This is a genomic window from Acinetobacter sp. 161(2023), from assembly GCF_037027805.1.
GTDB lineage: Bacteria > Pseudomonadota > Gammaproteobacteria > Pseudomonadales > Moraxellaceae > Acinetobacter.
Genome location: NZ_JAZEYD010000007.1, coordinates 69,205 through 87,517, shown reverse-complemented (window position 1 = coordinate 87,517; position 18,313 = coordinate 69,205). Strand labels below are relative to the sequence as shown.

General features: G+C 39.4%; 18 protein-coding genes, 1 tRNA gene and 2 pseudogenes. 9 read left to right on the top strand and 12 right to left on the bottom strand.

Features of this window, described 5'->3' with window-relative positions:
* Positions 1-7: 7 nt before the first annotated feature.
* The 7 genes and pseudogenes from WA249_RS08440 to benA all read right to left on the bottom strand — a co-directional run bounded on the left by WA249_RS08440 (position 8) and on the right by benA (position 8,169).
* Entirely contained in the window at positions 8-1,264 is a 1,257-nt protein-coding gene (locus WA249_RS08440) for an OprD family outer membrane porin (protein ID WP_336167825.1), read from the bottom strand.
* Between the two features lie 45 nt (positions 1,265-1,309).
* Positions 1,310-2,668, bottom strand: a complete 1,359-nt coding sequence (locus WA249_RS08435; RefSeq protein WP_336167823.1) for an aromatic acid/H+ symport family MFS transporter — start codon at positions 2,666-2,668, stop codon at positions 1,310-1,312.
* A 478-nt stretch (positions 2,669-3,146) separates the two neighbouring features.
* On the bottom strand, positions 3,147-4,340 hold the full coding sequence (benE, locus tag WA249_RS08430; protein WP_336167821.1) for a benzoate/H(+) symporter BenE: 1,194 nt from the start codon (positions 4,338-4,340) through the stop codon (positions 3,147-3,149).
* A gap of 57 nt (positions 4,341-4,397) precedes the next feature.
* Positions 4,398-5,183 carry a 1,6-dihydroxycyclohexa-2,4-diene-1-carboxylate dehydrogenase gene (locus WA249_RS08425; protein WP_336167819.1) on the bottom strand — a complete coding sequence of 262 codons (786 nt, stop codon included), beginning with the start codon at positions 5,181-5,183 and terminating at the stop codon, positions 4,398-4,400.
* Between the two features lie 18 nt (positions 5,184-5,201).
* Positions 5,202-6,218, bottom strand: coding sequence for a benzoate 1,2-dioxygenase electron transfer component BenC (benC, locus tag WA249_RS08420; RefSeq protein ID WP_336167817.1), 1,017 nt, complete (start codon positions 6,216-6,218; stop codon positions 5,202-5,204).
* A 52-nt stretch (positions 6,219-6,270) separates the two neighbouring features.
* Positions 6,271-6,790 (bottom strand): annotated as a pseudogene (gene benB / locus WA249_RS08415) (benzoate 1,2-dioxygenase small subunit).
* Positions 6,787-8,169 (bottom strand): benzoate 1,2-dioxygenase large subunit, encoded by a 1,383-nt coding sequence (gene benA / locus WA249_RS08410; RefSeq protein ID WP_080026602.1) that lies wholly within the window; start codon positions 8,167-8,169, stop codon positions 6,787-6,789. Before benA ends, benB begins: the two are co-directional and overlap by 4 nt.
* 106 nt (positions 8,170-8,275) lie before the next feature.
* Here benA and WA249_RS08405 point away from each other — a divergent pair, with 106 nt between their 5' ends.
* Positions 8,276-8,404 carry a hypothetical protein gene (locus tag WA249_RS08405; protein ID WP_080758582.1) on the top strand — a complete coding sequence of 43 codons (129 nt, stop codon included), beginning with the start codon at positions 8,276-8,278 and terminating at the stop codon, positions 8,402-8,404.
* Positions 8,405-8,448: 44 nt separating this feature from the next.
* Positions 8,449-9,408, top strand: coding sequence for a LysR substrate-binding domain-containing protein (locus tag WA249_RS08400; protein ID WP_336167814.1), 960 nt, complete (start codon positions 8,449-8,451; stop codon positions 9,406-9,408).
* Positions 9,409-9,459: 51 nt separating this feature from the next.
* Here the strand turns inward: WA249_RS08400 and WA249_RS08395 are convergent, their stop codons facing one another.
* Complete coding sequence (locus WA249_RS08395; RefSeq protein WP_077162564.1) at positions 9,460-9,660, bottom strand: heavy-metal-associated domain-containing protein; 201 nt, start codon at positions 9,658-9,660, stop codon at positions 9,460-9,462.
* 166 nt (positions 9,661-9,826) lie between these two features.
* Between WA249_RS08395 and WA249_RS08390 the strand changes: the two genes are divergently transcribed.
* From WA249_RS08390 to WA249_RS08380, 3 genes are all read left to right on the top strand, one after another.
* The gene (locus WA249_RS08390) at positions 9,827-12,298 is read left to right on the top strand and encodes a heavy metal translocating P-type ATPase (RefSeq protein WP_336167812.1); all 2,472 of its coding nucleotides are present in this window, start codon (positions 9,827-9,829) and stop codon (positions 12,296-12,298) included.
* A 75-nt stretch (positions 12,299-12,373) separates the two neighbouring features.
* Positions 12,374-12,775: a Cu(I)-responsive transcriptional regulator gene (gene cueR, locus WA249_RS08385; RefSeq protein ID WP_336167810.1), complete on the top strand. Its 402-nt coding sequence runs from the start codon at positions 12,374-12,376 to the stop codon at positions 12,773-12,775.
* Between the two features lie 28 nt (positions 12,776-12,803).
* Positions 12,804-13,211, top strand: a complete 408-nt coding sequence (locus tag WA249_RS08380; RefSeq protein WP_336167808.1) for a GFA family protein — start codon at positions 12,804-12,806, stop codon at positions 13,209-13,211.
* A gap of 667 nt (positions 13,212-13,878) precedes the next feature.
* On the opposite strand, the gene WA249_RS08375 is transcribed toward WA249_RS08380, so the two are convergent.
* A complete protein-coding gene (locus WA249_RS08375) occupies positions 13,879-14,229 on the bottom strand; it encodes a four-helix bundle copper-binding protein (RefSeq protein WP_336167806.1) in 351 nt (116 codons plus the stop codon).
* Positions 14,230-14,706: 477 nt separating this feature from the next.
* On the bottom strand, positions 14,707-15,036 hold the full coding sequence (locus WA249_RS08370) for a hypothetical protein (RefSeq protein ID WP_336167805.1): 330 nt from the start codon (positions 15,034-15,036) through the stop codon (positions 14,707-14,709).
* A gap of 428 nt (positions 15,037-15,464) precedes the next feature.
* Here WA249_RS08370 and WA249_RS08365 point away from each other — a divergent pair.
* Positions 15,465-15,596: pseudogene (locus WA249_RS08365) on the top strand (LysE family translocator); the annotation flags it as partial.
* 47 nt (positions 15,597-15,643) lie between these two features.
* Complete coding sequence (locus WA249_RS08360) at positions 15,644-15,862, top strand: hypothetical protein (protein ID WP_004793583.1); 219 nt, start codon at positions 15,644-15,646, stop codon at positions 15,860-15,862.
* 198 nt (positions 15,863-16,060) lie between these two features.
* On the opposite strand, the gene xseB is transcribed toward WA249_RS08360, so the two are convergent.
* A complete protein-coding gene (xseB, locus tag WA249_RS08355; RefSeq protein WP_002119890.1) occupies positions 16,061-16,255 on the bottom strand; it encodes an exodeoxyribonuclease VII small subunit in 195 nt (64 codons plus the stop codon).
* The gene (gene xseA, locus WA249_RS08350; protein ID WP_336167803.1) at positions 16,245-17,510 is read right to left on the bottom strand and encodes an exodeoxyribonuclease VII large subunit; all 1,266 of its coding nucleotides are present in this window, start codon (positions 17,508-17,510) and stop codon (positions 16,245-16,247) included. The genes xseB and xseA overlap by 11 nt, the downstream gene beginning before the upstream one ends.
* 255 nt (positions 17,511-17,765) lie before the next feature.
* Here xseA and WA249_RS08345 point away from each other — a divergent pair.
* Both WA249_RS08345 and WA249_RS08340 read left to right on the top strand, forming a co-directional pair.
* Positions 17,766-17,842: transfer RNA gene (locus WA249_RS08345), tRNA-Met, on the top strand.
* A 173-nt stretch (positions 17,843-18,015) separates the two neighbouring features.
* Positions 18,016-18,249 (top strand): hypothetical protein, encoded by a 234-nt coding sequence (locus WA249_RS08340; protein WP_016138731.1) that lies wholly within the window; start codon positions 18,016-18,018, stop codon positions 18,247-18,249.
* Positions 18,250-18,313 lie beyond the last annotated feature (64 nt).

Genomic DNA, 18,313 nt, shown 5'->3' with positions numbered 1-18,313 from the left:
AAAGTTATTAAAACTTTTTGGTGTAGTTTACAAACAATCGGTCTTCACCAAAATCATTGCCATGTTTAACATTGTAATCAATGCGAATGTATTGCAGAGCAACACCTTTTAAGAACGGCTGCTGAAACGCATAGTTTAAAATCACATTCGACTCAGTTTCATGGTTTTTCTCGCCAGTGGCTGCTTTAAAATCATGGCCATACACATATTTCACCATCGCGTTTAGGCCCGGTACATAATCTTTAAAGTCATAGCCATACATCACATGGTAAGACTTCTCGTCTTCTTTAAAGAATCCGGTGGTATTCCAGTTAATGAAATAAGTCTCTGGCAAAAAGCCATCCGGTAGAGGGTAAGCCGACTCACCCATAATTTGTTGATAACCTAAACCAAAGGTATGATTTTTTACTTTGAGTGTTTCTAGCACCCCAATGTTTTGCGCATCAATATCAAAAGTATTGCCATCATCTTTTGCATTGAAGTACTTAAACTTAGATGTAAGAGCAAAATTAGGTTGTTTCCAATTATGCTCAAGTCCTACGTAATGTTTGTTATAGAGATCGTCTAAATTACCAAAGTAGTACTCACCCTTGAGTGACGGCGTAAATTGGTAGCGTAGGTCAATATAATTTAAGCCATCAGATTCTTTAGTCATTCCATTTGCCGTAAAAGAAAACTTTTTAAAGTCTTCTTCATTTCGTGGGGATACTTTTTCAACTCGACCAATTTCAGCATAGAGCTGATCTGAAAGTTGCGACTTTAAATTGGTTCCCCAATAAGAAGCGAGCAATTGTCGGCTGGCATCGACAGCGGTTACAGGTAAATCGAGCCAGAGTTCACCGACACTTAAAAGGGTTTTGTCATAGCCCAGTTTTAAAGTCGCGCCGTATTTTAAATAGTCTGATGCTTGTGATTGAGTTTCTTTATTAAAAGGCAAAACCGTGTCCGCAACGTGTTTGTCTGAACTCAAGCGAACGGCGTATTGAACAGAAGCATCTGCACCAATCGTGATGGGCTTGTCTGCAATTTGTAGTGGGGTGTCATGCATTTTCGATTTATAAAATAACGATGCAGCCTGAGACCAGCTACCAGTATCTTTGAGTGCATCATTATCAAAATTACGGTTGATATAGGCGTTTTTTAAAGTGAATTTCCATTCATCTTCAGCCTGCTGATTTGGATTTGCAGCGAATGAATTGCCACACATCAATACTAAGGTTGCAAAAGTTAAAGCACGTGGCTTAAAGCGATGTAATAATTCCATAATCCATTTCCAAAATCTATGCGCCAGTCCTAGGCACATGTATGTTTACTGCTGGGTAAGTGTGTTTTGAGTGTTAAATGTTGATGGAGTCTGTGCGGCAACAGAGGCTTTTAGATTGACCATAAATATTGCAAGTGCAGCAATCACACCCGGAATCGCAATCGCTAAGAAATTCATTTGGTGCGGAAGCTCAAGTGTGAGTAGGGCTCCAGTTAAAACTGGTCCGATAATCGCACCGATACGGCCAATTCCAGATGCCCAGCCCATGCCAGTTGAGCGAAGTGCTGTCGGATAGAACTGTGCAACGAAAGTGTAGAGTAAGATTTGCGAACCAATTGTGGCAGCGCCAGCAATTGCAATCAGGCTATATAAAATAAATTGTGGACTATTGATACCAAGTAAAATTAAAGCTGCTGATCCCACAATAAACATGATCGTAATAACAGGTTTTAAATGGAATCTGTCTGCTAAAGCACCGCCACCAATTGCACCGACCATACCGCCAATATTGAGCGCAAACAGGAACAACATGCTCGCACCTAGCGAATAGCCCGCTTGCAGCATAAGTTTAGGTAACCAGCTTCCTAAGGCATACACCATGAGTAAGCACATAAAGAAAGCAATCCAGAACATAAATGTGCTGAAGGTACGGCCTTGTTGGAAAAGTGCACGGACAGGTGCATCTGTGGTTGTACTTTCGTTTAACACCAGTTGTGTATTAGTGTTTACCTGAGTTTCTGGCGCAATTTTACAAACAATACTTTTTGCCTGCTCGCTATGGTTTGATTTCACTAAAAAGGTGAGAGATTCAGGTAAAAATTTCCAGATCAGTGGGAGTAATAAAAGTGGAACACCCGCAATTAAAAACATGATTTGCCAGCCCATATCTTTAACCAGCCATGCACCGAGTAGAGCAGATGTCATGCCGCCAATTGCGTAACCGCTAAACATGATTGCAACCAATGTGCTGCGGATTTTTTTGGGTGCGTATTCGGTCATAAGCGCCACAACGTTTGGCATAACGCCACCAATCCCAAGGCCTGCCATAAAGCGCAGAATGGCAAACTCTGTTGGTCCTTTGGCAAAGGCACCAATGAAGGTAAATCCGCTAAATAAGGTGACACAAATCAGAATCGTTTTTTTACGCCCTAATTTGTCTGAAAGCGTACCAAAAATCATGGCACCGAACATCATTCCGAATAGAGCAGTACTGGCGAGTAAACCCGCTTCTACCGCAGTTAACGACCATTGTTGCATTAACAGAGGAAGAGCAACCCCATAAATAACTAAATCATATCCATCAAAAATAATAATAAGTAAACACCAGATTAAAACTTTCCAATGGAAAGATGTAAAACGTGCTTTATCAATTAGCTCATTAATATTAACCTTGCTAGCATCCATTTTCTTCACCTCCAATTTGTGAAGTATCGCGTTATTTTTTAATAAACTATTTTGTTATTGAGTTGGAGTCAAAAACCTAATTGATATATCTTTATGTCTTTAAGGTATTGTATTTTTATTAATTTAATTATTTGAAAAATATGAATTTATTTTGAATGTTGAAATGAGTTTTATCATCTGTATTAAATGACGGTAAATATTATATGGTGAGAATTTCAATGTTTTTATTGGTGTTTTATTCTTGATTTTTTTGCTAAGAATCACTGGTAAAAATAGAGCTAAATTTATATTGTGAGTTGAAGTGGAAATATAAAAACAAAATACTAAAGTCTATTATTTAATTATTTTAGAGATTCATCTTAAAAATGAAATTTAATCTATATTCAATAAAAAATCGCCAAATCCGAATTGGCAAATTATTTGCATCCTGATTTGGCGATTGAGGCTTTATTTTGGTTGGAGTGTTTAGATAAAAAACTTAATTTGTGGCTGGAGTTGATCGTGGTGTGAGAATGAAATGAGCGATTACACCAATGCAAATACCCCAAAAAACGGAACTTAATCCAAGAAAATGCATGCCTGATGCTGTAGCTAAAAATGTAATGAGAGCAGCATCGCGTTGACTATCATTTCTCATAGCAACAGAAATATTTGTGGCAATCGCTCCAAGCAAGGCTAAACCTGCCAGTGCTGCAACCAACTCTTTAGGAAGTAAGCTAAATAGCATGACAATACTGCCAGCAAATAAGCCTCCTAAAATATAAAAAATCCCGTTGGCAATTCCTGCAATGTACCGTTTTTCTTTCAGTTCATGTGCATCTTTGCCCATACATAAAGCAGCGGTAATTGAGGCAAGCACAATTGTAATACCACCGACGCAGGCAACGGCTAAAGAGGCAATACTAGTGACAGTAATAATGGGTTTGGCTGGTGTGTCGTAACCGCTGAGTTTCATAATCGCCATACCCGGTAAAAATTGGCCGGTTAGACTGACTAAAATGAGAGGAAGAGCAAGGTTAAGAGTTGAGTTCCATGTCCATTCTGGGCTAATCCACTGTGGAATCGCTAAACTAAAACTTACATCAACCGGATTCATTTTTCCTAAAATGAGGCTTAATAAAACTCCAGCAGCTAATACCCAAATCATGGTGTAGCGCGGCATTAAACGTTTAGCAATTAAAAAGACAATGAGCATGCTAAAGACAATAAAGGGCATGCTATCAGATGCGGTAAATAGGCCAATACCGAATTGAAAAAGAATACCCGCCATCATGCCCGCAGCGACGTCTTGCGGAATCCACTTCAGTAATTTGTCGAAATAACCAGTAACGCCAATTAAAAAAATAACGATAGCAGAAGTAATATAGGCGGCTACCGCTTCATTCAACGAGACGTTTGGAAATAGGGTAACTAATAGGGCAGTGCCCGGTGCAGACCACGCGGTTATGACAGGCGTTTTATATTTAATCGAAAGATAAATACCTGAAACGGCGGCACCAATTGAAATTCCCCAAATCCATGACACCATCATATTGGTTGAGACATGGGCATGCTGAGCAGCTTGGAAAAAAATAATCAGTGGGCCTGAGTAAGAAATTAAAACCGCGAGAAAGCCCGCAACTGTTGCTGATATGGACCAGTCATTTTTTAATGTCTTTAACAGGGTTGCCATGTGTGATTGCCTCCATGCAAATCATATTATTTACCCAATCATGCAAAAAGATCAGGGTTAACCCTGATCTCCACCTCCGACCGAAATAACCGATCCGGTCATATACGATGCATCGTCTGATGCGAGAAATAAAATTGCATTCACTTGTTCTTGAATTGTGCCATAACGGCCCATAAATGTTCGATCTATGGTTTGATCAACCACTTGCTGCATCCAGTCTTTTTCATTTTGACTTAACGGATTGGCGTTACGTGGTACTTTGCGAGGCGGTGCTTCGGTTCCACCAGTTGCAACGGCATTGACTCGAATTCCATCTTTGGCATGTTCAAAAGCAAGCGATGCCGTTAAAGCATTTACACCACCTTTAGATGCAGAGTAGGGAATGCGATTAATACCACGTGTTGCAATTGAAGATACGTTTACAATAACACCCGCTTGTTGCTTAATCATGGCGGGTAGCACAGCGCGGCAACACCATAGAGTTGGAAATAATGAGCGATTTACTTCCTTAATGATCTCTTCTTCGGAAAACTCTTCAAAAGGTTTCATCCAGATCGCGCCACCCACATTATTAATCAGGATATCTACCCGACCATAATGTTCAATGGCTTTTGCAACAACCGCTTGCGCGCCTGCATAGGTTTCAAGGTCAGCATTAATCGTGACAGCATCACTACCAGCACTCTTAATTTCTTTGAGAACTTCTTCAACATATTCAGAGCGGTCAGCCATGACGACTTGGCCGCCTTCAGCTGCAACTTGTAGTGCCACACCACGACCAATGCCTTGAGCACTACCCGTAACAATCACGACCTTATCGGTAAATCTTTGACGGTTTGACATAGATAACTTCTCCACCTGTTAATTCGCAGAGAATTTTTCAAACAAGAAATTAGCAGGTTTGATATTTTCAGTTTCTAACCAGCCGCGTACAGCTTCTACCATTGGAACAGGCCCACATAGATAAACATCGACATCGCCACCGTTTAGCCATTCACTTTCAATATGACCCGTGACATAGCCTTTGCGTTCATGATTGCTCTCAGGGCTTGCAACTACAGTTCGATATTCAAACCATGGGAATTTCGCCTGCAATTCATTGAGTTTTTCTAAAGCAACCAAATCAAAGTCATTGGTTACGCCAAAGACTAAACGAACAGGCTGTTCTGAACCTTTTTCTTCAAGCACTTGTAACATCGACATAAATGGGGCAATACCAGTACCGCCTGCCAGCATCAGCACTGGACGCGCTACATTACGTAAATAGAAGCTACCGAATGGACCCGTAAATGTCATTTTGTCGCCAGCTTGGGCATTTTTGCTCAAGAATTCACTCATTTTGCCGTTCGGTACGTTACGGACCACAAAGCCGGTTAAGCGGTTGCCTGGTTTTGAACTAAATGAATATGAACGGGTTTCGCCAGTTTCAGGAATTGCAACATTGACGTACTGGCCTGCAAGGAAATGAATATCTGGTTGACCTTCATCAAGTTGAATATCAAATGTGATGGTTGAGTCTGATAAGTTTTCAACGCGGGCTAATGTACCTTGGAAGCTATGAATTGCAGTTTTGCAAACATCTGACGAGGCTTGAATTTGAAATATGGCGTCTGAAGTTGGACGACATTGGCAAGCAAGAATATAGCCTTGCTCAGCTTCTTCTGGAGTTAATGCATCTTCAATATAGGTTTCTTCTGGCATGTCATAACTGCCAGACTCGCAAAATGCGCGGCAAGTTCCACATGCACCATCACGGCAATCCAAAGGAATATTAATTTTTTGGCGATAGGCTGCGTCAGATAGGGTTTCGCCCTGAGCTACGTTAATGAAACGTGTAACACCATCTTCAAATTGAAGTGCAACATTGTGGTTTGACATGGCATGTATCCTACAAAATATTTGAAACTTTGACCCTCAGCCAACAGTCCGTTTAGCTGAGGGGGTATGTCTTAAAGGTGGTAGATATCAATCACTTGATTGATGTAGTCATTTTTTAAAACGACATACTTGCTCAAGATTTTTGGTTGTTCACCTGAAAAATCGATCACATAACGTGACATACCGAAATAGCTGTAATTTGTCTTGTAACGGAAACTCAAGGTATTCCAGTTAAAGCGGACCGTGACTTTGTCGCCGTCGCGTTCTACGACTTCAACGTTGGAAATATTGTGGCTTGTGCGTGTGTCCGGCATGGTTGCAGATGAGCGCTCGGTTTTAATACGGAACACACGATCTTCTAAACCTTGACGGTCTGGATAATAAATAAGTGAAATTTCAGATTGCGGATCTTCAGTTAATCTATCGTCGTCGTCCCAAGCTGGCATCCAGAAAGAAGCTTCGGGTGCATAGCATGCAAGCCAGTCATCCCATTGTTCATCATCTAAAAAACGAGCTTCACGATAGAGAAACTGAGCAATATTTTCTAAAGTTGCTTTGTCTTGAGCACTCATGCTGTTTCTCCCTGATCAGCAATTTCTTTCTCTGATGCAATCGCGTGTTTCATGGTGTGTAACCAATATTGATGTTGGGCAAGATAAAGGCCTTCATCTTCAGTTTTGATACCACTTAACATTGGTTTTAAACCGATTTCGTTTGCTGCATCGTCTGGTCCATAAATCCAGTGTTTTGAACCACGGCACATATCATTCCACTCAAGTGCAATACCTGCGTAGCCTGCCTGACAAGCACGGAATTCTTCTAAATCGTCTGGTGTTGCCATACCTGAGGCATTAAAGAAATCTTCATATTGACGGATACGACGTGCACGAGCTTCAGGTGCTTCGCCTTTAGGTGCGATACAGTAAATGGTGACTTCGGTTCTATTAACCGAAAGTGGGCGAAGTACACGAATTTGCGAACCAAACTGATCCATCAAATAAACGTTTGGGTAAAGACACAAGTTACGTGAACGCTCAATCATCCATTTCGACATTGCTTCACCGTATTTTTCGGTGTATTCATCTGCTTTCGGGAAGTTTGGACGGTCTTCCGGGTTTGCCCATTGTGTCCAAAGTAACATGTGGCCATTTTCAAAGCCATATGAACCACCGCCTTGTTTACCCCAAGAACCTGCACTCATGGCACGAATGTTATCGGCAGCTTGAGTTTCTTTACGGTGTTGAGTTGTTGCCGCATAGTTCCAGTGCACAGCAGAAACGTGGTAACCATCGGCACCATTTTCAGCAGTGAGTTTCCAGTTGCCTTCGTATGTATAGGTAGATGAACCACGTAAAACTTCTAAACCATGTTCAGACTGGTCAACAATCATGTCGATGATTTTGGTGGTTTCACCCAAGAATTCTTCAAGTGAAGGTACATCTGGATTTAAGCTACCAAATAAAAAGCCTTTATAGTTCTCGAAGCGAGCCACTTTTTTAAGGTCATGTGAGCCGTCTTGATTAAAACAGTCAGAGTAACCAGCTTCACTTGGGTCTTTAACTTTGAGTAATTTACCAGAGTTATTAAAAGTCCAACCATGGAAAGGGCAGGTATATGTTGCTTTGTTACCACGCTTGTGACGGCAAAGTTGTGCTCCGCGGTGTGAACACGCATTGATCATGGCATTCAATTCGCCGTTACGGTTGCGGGCAATAATGACTGGCTGACGACCAATGTGAGTGGTGTAGTAGTCATTATTATTTGGAATTTGGCTTTCGTGTGCTAAGTAAACCCAATTACCTTCGAAGATGTATTTCATTTCAAGGTCAAATAGGGCTTCGTCAGTAAACACTGAGCGATGAAGTTTAAATTCACCTGTATCGATATTATCTACAAGTAATTCATCAATACGGTCAAGATGGCTAGTATTGATTACAGGAATACGTGGCATGTCCGTTCTCCGACTTTCCAAAAGTGTGGAAGTCACCAAGGCCTTAGCTAGGGTCTAAAAGGTCTTGATATCCTAATATTGTCAATGAAGCGCATGAGCGCGAGGGGTGTTTAACCGTGAATTGATGAAGATGAATCACTGGAAGATTGGCAAGAAGGCTTTTCACAAAGCAATTCATCACTTCATCGGTTTGTTGCTTGTATATACCTTAAAAGAATGGTTAAACTGTGTCTAAGACTGAATTTGCATTTTTTTATATCTTAAAGGTATGGAAGCCTTATGGAACTAAGACATTTACGGTATTTTGTGGCTGTTGTTGAAGAGCAGAGCTTTACAAAAGCCGCGGAAAAACTATTTATTGCTCAACCACCTTTGAGCCGACAGATTCAAAATTTGGAAAGTGAGCTTGGAATTCAACTGTTTGAGCGTGGAAGCCGTCCTTTACAAACAACGCCAGCTGGACATTTCTTTTATCAACATGCTCTTAAACTTTTGTCGAATGCTGAAGAAATAAAAAGTATGACCAAGCGGATTGGTCTGATCGAAAGAAGCGTGACGATTGGTTTTGTGGGGTCTTTGCTCTATGGTTTACTGCCGCGAATCATCTATTTATTTCGGCAACAACAACCTCATTTGAATATTCAACTGATGGAGTTAAGTACAACTGAGCAACTACAGGCATTAAAAGAAGGCCGTATTGATGTCGGATTTGGACGTTTAAGAATTAGTGACCCTGCCGTGAGACGAATTCTGCTGCGTAAAGAGCGATTGGTGGTTGCTGCGCATACCAGCCATCCCATTGCTCAGCGTTCAGAAGGGGTATATCTGGCCGATCTAATTGATGAAAAAATGTTTATGTATCCCACTTCGCCGAAACCTAATTTTTCGACCCAGCTTTTGAACATTTTTGCCGAACATAGTTTGGTTCCAAAAAATATGCATGAAATACGGGAAATTCAGCTGGCTTTGGGCTTGGTGGCAGCAGGTGAAGGTTTATGTATTATTCCTGCCAGTGCCGATACCATTCGTTTTCCGCACTTAAATTACATACCAATTCTCGATAACGGCGCCGTCAGTCCGATTTTTATTACCGCACGCGCAATGGACCGAAGTGAAGATTTACAGCTTTTATTTGATTGTATTTATCAGGTTTACGATTTAGAAGGGATACCTTATCAACGGACTGTTTTTACACTCGATCAGAACCCAATAGATGATTCAATCGGTATCGATTTTTAAATAAGGGAAGGGCATAGCCTCAAAGGTTGAAGCTATGCAAAATATTTTATTTTATTGCACTTGAGCTGGGAAACCATCTTCTTCAAGTGCTTCAGTAATTTTATCGACGCTTTCACTGCTTTCAACAGTCACGATTTTTGTCGCTAAATCTACATCTACTTTTGCATTTGGGTCGATATCTTGAATCGTCGCAGTCACGCCACGAGCGCAGCCACCACAAGTCATATTTTCAATAAGTAGTTTCATGTTCATACTCCATCAAGAATGAGATGTTTATTTGGATAACACTGAGTCTAAACCTTGTCATGATTGTAAGGTCAAGACCAAATTTTTAAAAAAATATGCTTGACCTTCCCATGATGGGAATCTGTATGCTCAATACAGAATATTAAATTTTGCAAATTTGCAGAGGTGTTTGATGGACTCAAAAAACACAAAATTGCCAGCATATAGTGAAACACTTCCAATCGAAGGCATGACCTGTGCCTCGTGTGTAGGTCGTGTCGAAAAAGCACTTAAGAAAGTTGAAAATGTAGAGATTGCCAATGTTAATTTGGCAACAGAAAAAGCCGTTGTTTATTCAAATCAACCAATCCAGCGTGAAGCACTGGTTAAAGCAGTTGAACGAGCAGGTTATGATGTTCCAAAAGCGGCGCCAGTGGAGTTATCCATTGAGGGGATGACTTGTGCATCTTGTGTTGCACGTGTTGAAAAAGCCTTAAAAAAAGTAGACGGCGTTCAAGAAGCTACGGTTAACTTAGCAACAGAGCAGGCTTGGGTGCAGGCAGATAATTCAGTCAATGTCGAAGACTTAATTCGCGCTGTTAAAAAAGCAGGTTACGACGCGAAAGCATCTGAAAAAAATCAAGATGAGCAGCTCGACAAAAAAGCGTCAGAGTTAGATCAGCTTAAAAAAGATTTGATCATTTCGATTGTATTGGCCTTACCGGTGTTTATTTTGGAAATGGGTTCACATCTCATTCCAGCTTTTCACATGTGGGGCATGCACACCATTGGTCAATACAATAGCTGGCTTTTACAGTTTGTTTTGACCACATTAGTACTCGTTTTTCCTGGTCGCCGTTTTTACCAAAAAGGTATTCCAGCCTTATGGCGTTTAGCACCAGATATGAACTCGCTGGTTGCTGTTGGAACCTTGGCTGCCTACAGTTTTTCAGTCGTAGCAACCTTTATGCCGCATGTGTTACCACAAGGTACAGTCAATGTTTACTTTGAGGCGGCTGCCGTTATTGTCAGTTTAATTTTGCTTGGGCGATATTTTGAAGCAAAAGCTAAAGGACGAACCTCGCAAGCCATTCAACATTTAGTGGGAATGCAGCCCAAAACGGCTCGTATTCAGCGTGACGGTCAAGTGGTGGAAGTTGCTGTTGCTGAAGTGATTAGTGGAACTATTGTAGAAATTCGTCCGGGTGAACGTGTACCAGTCGATGGTGAAGTAGTCGAAGGACATAGCTACATTGATGAATCTATGATTACGGGTGAGCCTGTCCCAGTTGAAAAAATAGTAGGACAGCAGGTGGTTGGTGGTACGGTCAATCAGAACGGTACTCTAAATATTCGGGCAACCGCAGTGGGTAGCTCATCTGTACTTTCACAAATTATTCGCATGGTTGAACAAGCCCAAGGTTCTAAGCTACCGATTCAGGGTTTGGTCGATAAAGTCACCATGTGGTTTGTGCCAGCGGTGATGTTCATTGCTGCGGTGACTTTCTTGGTCTGGTTTATTTTTGGGCCAGAGCCGGCGCTAACTTTTGGATTGGTGAATGCTGTTGCGGTACTGATTATTGCTTGTCCTTGTGCGATGGGGCTTGCAACGCCAACTTCTATTATGGTCGGTACTGGACGTGGTGCTGAGTTAGGTGTCTTGTTCCGCAAAGGTGAAGCATTACAGCTTTTACAAGAAGCGCAAGTGGTTGCCGTTGATAAAACGGGCACACTTACCGAAGGCAAACCCACACTGACTGACTTTAATGTGCAACAAGGTTTTGAACGTGAGCAAGTCCTTACTTTGGTTGCTTCGGTTGAAGCTAAATCTGAACATCCAATTGCTCTGGCTATTGTTCAAGCCGCAGAGAGTGAGGGGCTAACTTTATTACCAGTAACCGCTTTTAACTCGATTACCGGTTCAGGTATTGAGGCTGAAGTATCAGGTCAAAAAGTACAAATTGGCGCAGACCGTTATATGCATCAACTTGGTTTAGACACTAACTCATTCCAAGCGATTGCTGCTCAATTGGGCGAAGAGGGTAAAACACCGTTATATGTCGCTATTGATCAGAAACTTGCTGCAATTATTGCCGTGGCAGACCCTATTAAAGAAACAACCTATGCTGCGATTGCTGCCTTGCATCAATTAGGTCTCAAGGTTGCCATGATTACAGGAGACAACCGTCATACGGCGCAAGCAATTGCCAAAAAGCTGAACATTGATGAAGTTGTGGCTGAGGTTTTACCTGAAGGTAAAGTCGAGACAGTTCGCCAACTGCAAAAACAATTTGGTCGTTTGGCTTTTGTAGGCGATGGCATTAACGATGCACCAGCCTTGGCGCAAGCAGATGTCGGCTTAGCTATTGGTACAGGAACAGATGTTGCTATTGAAGCAGCCGATGTGGTGCTGATGTCAGGTAGCTTAAAAGGCGTACCGAACGCAATTGCATTAAGTAAAGCCACCATGCGAAATATACGTCAAAACCTGTTCTGGGCATTTGTGTATAACGTTGCACTTATTCCAATTGCAGCAGGTGCGTTATATCCAGCATTTGGTGTATTGCTTTCACCTATGTTTGCAGCAGGCGCCATGGCACTTTCTTCGGTTTTTGTTTTAGGCAATGCATTACGCTTAAAACGCTTTCATGCGCCAGTACAGTAAGGGTGCTGAAAATCAACTTTTGGTTTAAGATCATGACAGCAGGTCTTAAACCAAATTTAATATTTGAGGTGTGAGATGAATATCGGTCAGGCATCCAAACATTCGGGCATTTCGGCGAAAATGATTCGCTACTACGAAGAAATCGGTTTACTTGAAGCAGCTCAGCGTTCTGCTTCTGGCTATCGCATTTATTCAGAAACAGACTTGAAAACTTTAAACTTCTTAAAGCATGCTCGGGAGTTAGGTTTTTCATCTGAACAGATGAAAGAGCTTATTTCGCTTTGGAAAAATACAGACCGGCAGAGTGCAGAGGTGAAAGCCTTAACGGTAAAACATATTGCCGAACTTAACCAAAAAATTGCCCATCTACAAGAAATGGTTAATATTTTGCAGGCTTCGGCCGATGATTGCTGTGGTAACCAACAGGCTTCTTGTGCCATTTTAGATCACATTGAAAAAGGTGTGGGTGTAAGCTAAGTTTCATTAAAATAAAAAAGGAAAAATCATGGCTTATACAGCTTCTTGTCTTTGTAATGGGATTCAACTGCGCATTAATGCCGAATTAGAACCCATTATGGTTTGTCATTGCACGCAGTGCCAAAAAGCCCAAGGTGCTGCTTTCGCTGCCATTACTCAAGTACAAAAAAATGATTTAAACATTTTACAGGGTGAAAACCTGTTGCAGGCTTATTTTGCATCGCCTAATAAAAAGAGAGTGTTCTGTAAAACCTGTGGTTCACCGATCTGGAGTGAACGTTTAGATAAGCCAGCAGTGGTACGTTTAAGAGTAGGGCTCATTAATGAAGAAATATCGACATCTGTAATTTCTCATGCTTTTGTGTCTTCAAAAGTGAAGTGGTATCCAATTTGCGATAGTGCTCGCCAATACCAAAATGGGATAGAAAACTCTTAAATATTAAGGTTGGAACGTATTTTATTCATTTGTAAAAAAACGTGAACAAGACTAGCCATGAATAAATAATGTGCTATAACTGTACTTAAGGTAATCGTAATATCTCCTCGATCCACAGGGAAACTTGGGACAGGGCAAAAGATACGATAAGACCTTACATATAGCTAGCAAAGAGCATGTAAGAGATGGATAGACACAAATCTTAGATTGCTCACCGTTGCAGAAAAGCCCGTGAAACGGGCTTTTTTAATGCTTGTAAAAAGCTATTTATTGGGTGACCAAGCCATAAATAAAGTTTTTTTATGACGCCATTTTTTACCATATGGTCTTAAGCAAATAAAAAGATGTAGAAATAATAAAATATTTTAAATATACAGACTCTTCTGTATTGCAATTTAATTTATTTATAGGTACATTTACTTAACGGTTTAAAGTTCAAGTTTAATAATGAACTCATGGTCGTTGTGGGAGATCTAAGAGCCTGCATTCTTCCCCAAGATGCGGGTTTTTTTTATGCCTAAAGAAAAGTTATTATTAACCTCTCTTAAATAAAAAAGATAAATTATTAGTTTTTAATATTTTAAGTTATTAAGTTTTTTAGAAATTTTCTTACCATATATCGCCTAACTATAAATCAGCTATATAAACTTCTTTATGCATTACGCGACTATGCACGATAGGCTTGACACGCTTGAGCACAAGCTAGGCATGCTTTAGCACAAACTTGGCAGTGTTCATGCTTGTGTTTGCCGCATTCTGCTGCACAAAGTTGACATGCATGGGCACATAATGGCATCGCTTGTTCAGCTAACTCAGAATGCCTTAACTCTAAAGAAGTACATAACTGACAGATTTCTACACAAGTCAGACAGTGTTTAATGCACTCACGCATCATATGTTCTTCTTGCAAACAGGCGGCTGCACAGGTCTTACAAGCAATCATACATTCTACACAGGCTTGAATTGAGCTAGAGGCTTGGCAAAATAATGAATTATTTGCTTCTTGATTGGTTTGCATATGAATTCTCCTATTCCAAAAGTCTTTATTAAAAAATGGAATATTGTTATGTTTTTCCATTTTATAGATCATTTTTTAAACAATGGGTGTTTGAGATGAAAGGGGTACAAATACCCAATACATAATTAACCTCGTAGTAGAATGTTACATCCAGTTTTTAGCTTAAAAGCACTTATTTCTTGATGATTAGAGCTCTTAATAAAATTTAAGGACTATGTAAAATTTAATTGCATATAATACTTTTGGCTAATTTCTTATTGTGTGAATATTAGGCAAATTAGCAATGTGAACTTTGAAGGACACGAAATGGAAAACGTTAATAAATACGCTCACGGAGCTGAGCATGAAGTCCACATCCATTGCAAACGATCATTAAGCACATTAATACTGAGTATGTTCGTATTAATTACAACTGGTCGTTAAAAGAAAAAGCACCCGAGGGTGCTTTTTCTATATGTGTACTATAAATAGATATGTTTAAGAGACTATAAAACCACGACGTTTTTTGTAGGCTTTACGGTCATAAGAAGGGATATTTGATTGTTGGAGATCAATCGCCAGTTGTTTCTTGCGTTGAAACTGAACTTCATTAAGAAGAGCAGCATAGATTTTTGGTCGGTCAGTTTTAAACTTATCTACATCCAATGGAATCTTATTTTCATTTTTGACAATGTATAGAACAGAGCCATTGCCATTCGTTTCATAAACCGTCCAACCAAGCCGCACAGCATAGAGTCCGGTTTTCTGATTTTTACCTAAATAAGATTTAAAACCATCGGGGTGAGGGCGAACATAAGCATTCATCATGCATCCTCCATCATTTGATTTATTTGATGAAAGCGACAATCAATGAATTGATGGGGAGTGAGACATCATATTCAGTAAAATCACGATTTCTACTTGTTTGTATATTGTTCAATTTTAAAATTTCAAGTGAGGGGAAAACTGTCATTTACTGAGTTATATAAGCTCAAAAATATTAAAAATAAAGCTTATTTTTTGAGTAATAAATTTTCAAGTTAATTCCTTGGAGGCAAGAAAGAATAGCTCACTATTCCGAATTTATGTGATGAATTTCTCATATTTAAAATTATTGAAATCGTAAGTGAATTTATGGTCATTTTAAGTTAATTATTTGTTTTAAAAATAAAAAAATTAATTTCAATACTTCTTGTTACAACCATTTTATCGACAATAGATGCTCCTTTTTGACATATTTCGTCTAGCACAATTAAATTGCTTTTGGAACTGTATTTATTTCAAAGAAAGTAACTTGGTTAAACCAGCGTAATTTATAACGTACGGCTGCATTTATTTTAACTTTTTTTGCTATGCCAATCGGCTATTCAGCGATTAGCTTATTTTAAACTTAACTCGTTATTTATATTAAAAAATTTAATTTCAGGAGATTTTTATGAAAAGATTAAAAGTAATTATTAAGGACCAGTTTAACCAAGAAACGATTGCTTTGGCAAAAGTTCGACCTATGAATGACCATGCCCTTGAACTTCATAAAAGTGTTGAACATATTGAAATTGATGATGATATTATTTTGCCGAACATGGATTTGCTCTATGAAAACCCTAAAGACGGGAAGATTTATCAATTGATTGGAGCATTCAGCGAGGAATAGCTTTTAGCTAAGAAGTGCTGAAAATAAAGCCAAACTACGTAATAGACACAATTAAAATATTGAAGATGCCCAATTCTTGTGGGACTATACTTTTTGCAAAAGTGTGACCTAATCCACATTTTTGCATTTCAGGACTAAGTGGTTTTCACTAAGCCCATTCCTTCAATGAGAAGTAGGAATGGGCTTTTTCTTTGCATTTTATTCTTTAAATGTTTCATCTAAAGCTTGCTGAACGGCTTCAATACGTGATTTACACGCTTTATAAGCAGTTATCGATTCTTCAACAATCTTCATTAAATTATCAATATCGGGGCTTTCTTGAGACTCAAGTAATTCGGCATTTTTTTTCAAAATGTCATGGCCGTCCTTAAACGTTAACTCTTCATTTTTCATTTGGAATTACCTGTGTAATGTTGGCTTCAATCACACCATCTTGCATTTCAATCGCAATGGCAGGGCTTGAAATTTGATGTATAGACCGAATCGCTTTTCCTTCGGATCTGACAATTGCATAGCCTTTGGCTTGAACTTGTTTCGGATTTTGTAAAAGGACTTCTTTCATCAAAGATTCAATTTGAGCTAATGAAAATTTAACTTGTTGCTGTGAACTAAACTGAATACGTTCTTTCATTTGGTCAAGCAGGCGATGTGCCGAGCTAAGTTGACCTTGGGCCGAAGATTTAATCTGATGAAGTAGCTGATCATTCTTGCTTTGATAGGTCGTGATTTGATGCTGCGAAAGAAGCTTAATGGTTTGCAGACTATCGACTGCTTCTTGTACGCGTTCAACAATATGGTTGCGAATACCCGCAATAACTTTACTTGGTGTGTCGAATGAACGATGGGCAATTTCATCAAGAATGGTTCGGTCTTTTTCATGACCAATACCGACCCAAATCGGTACAGTGCGTTTGCAGAGTAGGGCCGCAAGTTCATAATCATTTAAATAAGCCAAATCATTTACAGATCCACCGCCGCGAATAATTACAATAAGGTCAGGTGGAAATTTAAATGTGCTGGCCCATTGTCTTAAACCCGAACCTAAAGATTCAATCAAGCTAGTTGCAGCGGTGTTCCCTTGAAAAGTAGCGGTGTGATACACAAAATGGCAAACACCATTTTTTTCTAGCGCATCGGCATCTTTTTTAAAGTCACCTAAGCCCGCAGCATTTTGAGGAGCAATGACTAAAACATTTTGAATGTCAAAAGGAGTAGGGAGAAGTTTATTTTTATGAATTAAACCTTCTTGTGTAAGTCGTTCAATAATTTGCTGATAACGTTTAGCAATTTCACCTAAGGTAAAGCTTGAGTCGATCTCTTCTATATTGACTGAAAAACCATATTGAGGATCAAAACGTGCTCTAATTTTAATGAGAACATTGAGGTCGCTTGAAATCTCAATACCTGTTTCGCGTTCAAACTTTAAAACAATTTTACTTGCCGAAAATTTCCAGATGGTGGCCTTACAACTGGCAATGACTTTATCAGTCTCTGTATCTTTTTCTGCAAGCTCTAAATAGTAATGACCACCTTTAATATTTAAATTTCGAATCTCTGCTTTTACCCAGACTGGCTCATCAAAAGCCAAACGTATGACTTCCTGAACTGTGCCGAGATATTCACTAAGGGAAAACTGAGGTTCAGACATACGAACTAAACATTAAAAGACTAACCTAGATAGTATAAAAAGCAGCCCACCCAAGGCAATTGTTGTCTGTGAATTTAGGGTTCTGTTTAAAATAAATACAACAATTCAAAAGTTTAATTTTAAATTTAGCTTATTAATCACTATCCAGTTAAAAAGATAATCTTAATTAAAAAATATAAATCTGATGAATTACAAGGGATTGAAAAATAGAGTTTGCTTTATGAAATATATAGGCGTATAAAGCTTACTTCCTATTGCGGGGTGGAGCAGTCTGGTAGCTCGTCGGGCTCATAACCCGAAGGTCGTTGGTTCAAATCCAACCCCCGCAACCAAAATATTATGCTCTGTGATGTACCACTTTTCATGATGCGAAAATTATGAAAAGCATTAGCTTATAAATAACCCTATATCAAGCTAAATATTAAATTCTAGACTGACTGTCCATACCTTAAATCTAGCGTTCTAATTAAATAACGTCAAATCACATGAGCTCAGTGATGAGTGAATGATTGTGAATATAGTAAATGAGTGGCTAATTGCCACATCCGTAAATGGTAATGAGATTAATGTGAGGATCGTTCCTCATGTGCGTAAGCAAAACTCTCAAGATGGCTATCGTTGGGTCGAAGTTGGTAAGAAAATTCAACTTCAATCTGGTGAAGAAATCGAATTAAACCAAGATGGTAAAAGCTTCTACGCTGGATTTAATCAGCTTTATCGTTTAACTGCGTATTGTTGATAAAAATGTTTAGCCTTAAAGCTAAAAACCTATCTCTTGTAAAGGAGATAGGTTTTTTTTATAT

What these genes read in the sequence shown, in the direction of transcription:
- WA249_RS08390 (WP_336167812.1), top strand. Translation starts at nt 9,827, where the DNA reads ATGGACTCAAAAAACACAAAATTGCCAGCATATAGTGAAACACTTCCA.
- benA (WP_080026602.1), bottom strand. Translation starts at nt 8,169, where the DNA reads ATGCCACGTATTCCTGTAATCAATACTAGCCATCTTGACCGTATTGAT.
- WA249_RS08340 (WP_016138731.1), top strand. Translation starts at nt 18,016, where the DNA reads ATGATTGTGAATATAGTAAATGAGTGGCTAATTGCCACATCCGTAAAT.
- cueR (WP_336167810.1), top strand. Translation starts at nt 12,374, where the DNA reads ATGAATATCGGTCAGGCATCCAAACATTCGGGCATTTCGGCGAAAATG.
- WA249_RS08395 (WP_077162564.1), bottom strand. Translation starts at nt 9,660, where the DNA reads ATGAACATGAAACTACTTATTGAAAATATGACTTGTGGTGGCTGCGCT.
- benE (WP_336167821.1), bottom strand. Translation starts at nt 4,340, where the DNA reads ATGGCAACCCTGTTAAAGACATTAAAAAATGACTGGTCCATATCAGCA.
- WA249_RS08380 (WP_336167808.1), top strand. Translation starts at nt 12,804, where the DNA reads ATGGCTTATACAGCTTCTTGTCTTTGTAATGGGATTCAACTGCGCATT.
- xseA (WP_336167803.1), bottom strand. Translation starts at nt 17,510, where the DNA reads ATGTCTGAACCTCAGTTTTCCCTTAGTGAATATCTCGGCACAGTTCAG.
- xseB (WP_002119890.1), bottom strand. Translation starts at nt 16,255, where the DNA reads ATGAAAAATGAAGAGTTAACGTTTAAGGACGGCCATGACATTTTGAAA.
- WA249_RS08370 (WP_336167805.1), bottom strand. Translation starts at nt 15,036, where the DNA reads ATGATGAATGCTTATGTTCGCCCTCACCCCGATGGTTTTAAATCTTAT.
- WA249_RS08375 (WP_336167806.1), bottom strand. Translation starts at nt 14,229, where the DNA reads ATGCAAACCAATCAAGAAGCAAATAATTCATTATTTTGCCAAGCCTCT.
- WA249_RS08440 (WP_336167825.1), bottom strand. Translation starts at nt 1,264, where the DNA reads ATGGAATTATTACATCGCTTTAAGCCACGTGCTTTAACTTTTGCAACC.
- WA249_RS08400 (WP_336167814.1), top strand. Translation starts at nt 8,449, where the DNA reads ATGGAACTAAGACATTTACGGTATTTTGTGGCTGTTGTTGAAGAGCAG.
- benC (WP_336167817.1), bottom strand. Translation starts at nt 6,218, where the DNA reads ATGTCAAACCACAATGTTGCACTTCAATTTGAAGATGGTGTTACACGT.
- WA249_RS08435 (WP_336167823.1), bottom strand. Translation starts at nt 2,668, where the DNA reads ATGGATGCTAGCAAGGTTAATATTAATGAGCTAATTGATAAAGCACGT.
- WA249_RS08360 (WP_004793583.1), top strand. Translation starts at nt 15,644, where the DNA reads ATGAAAAGATTAAAAGTAATTATTAAGGACCAGTTTAACCAAGAAACG.
- WA249_RS08425 (WP_336167819.1), bottom strand. Translation starts at nt 5,183, where the DNA reads ATGTCAAACCGTCAAAGATTTACCGATAAGGTCGTGATTGTTACGGGT.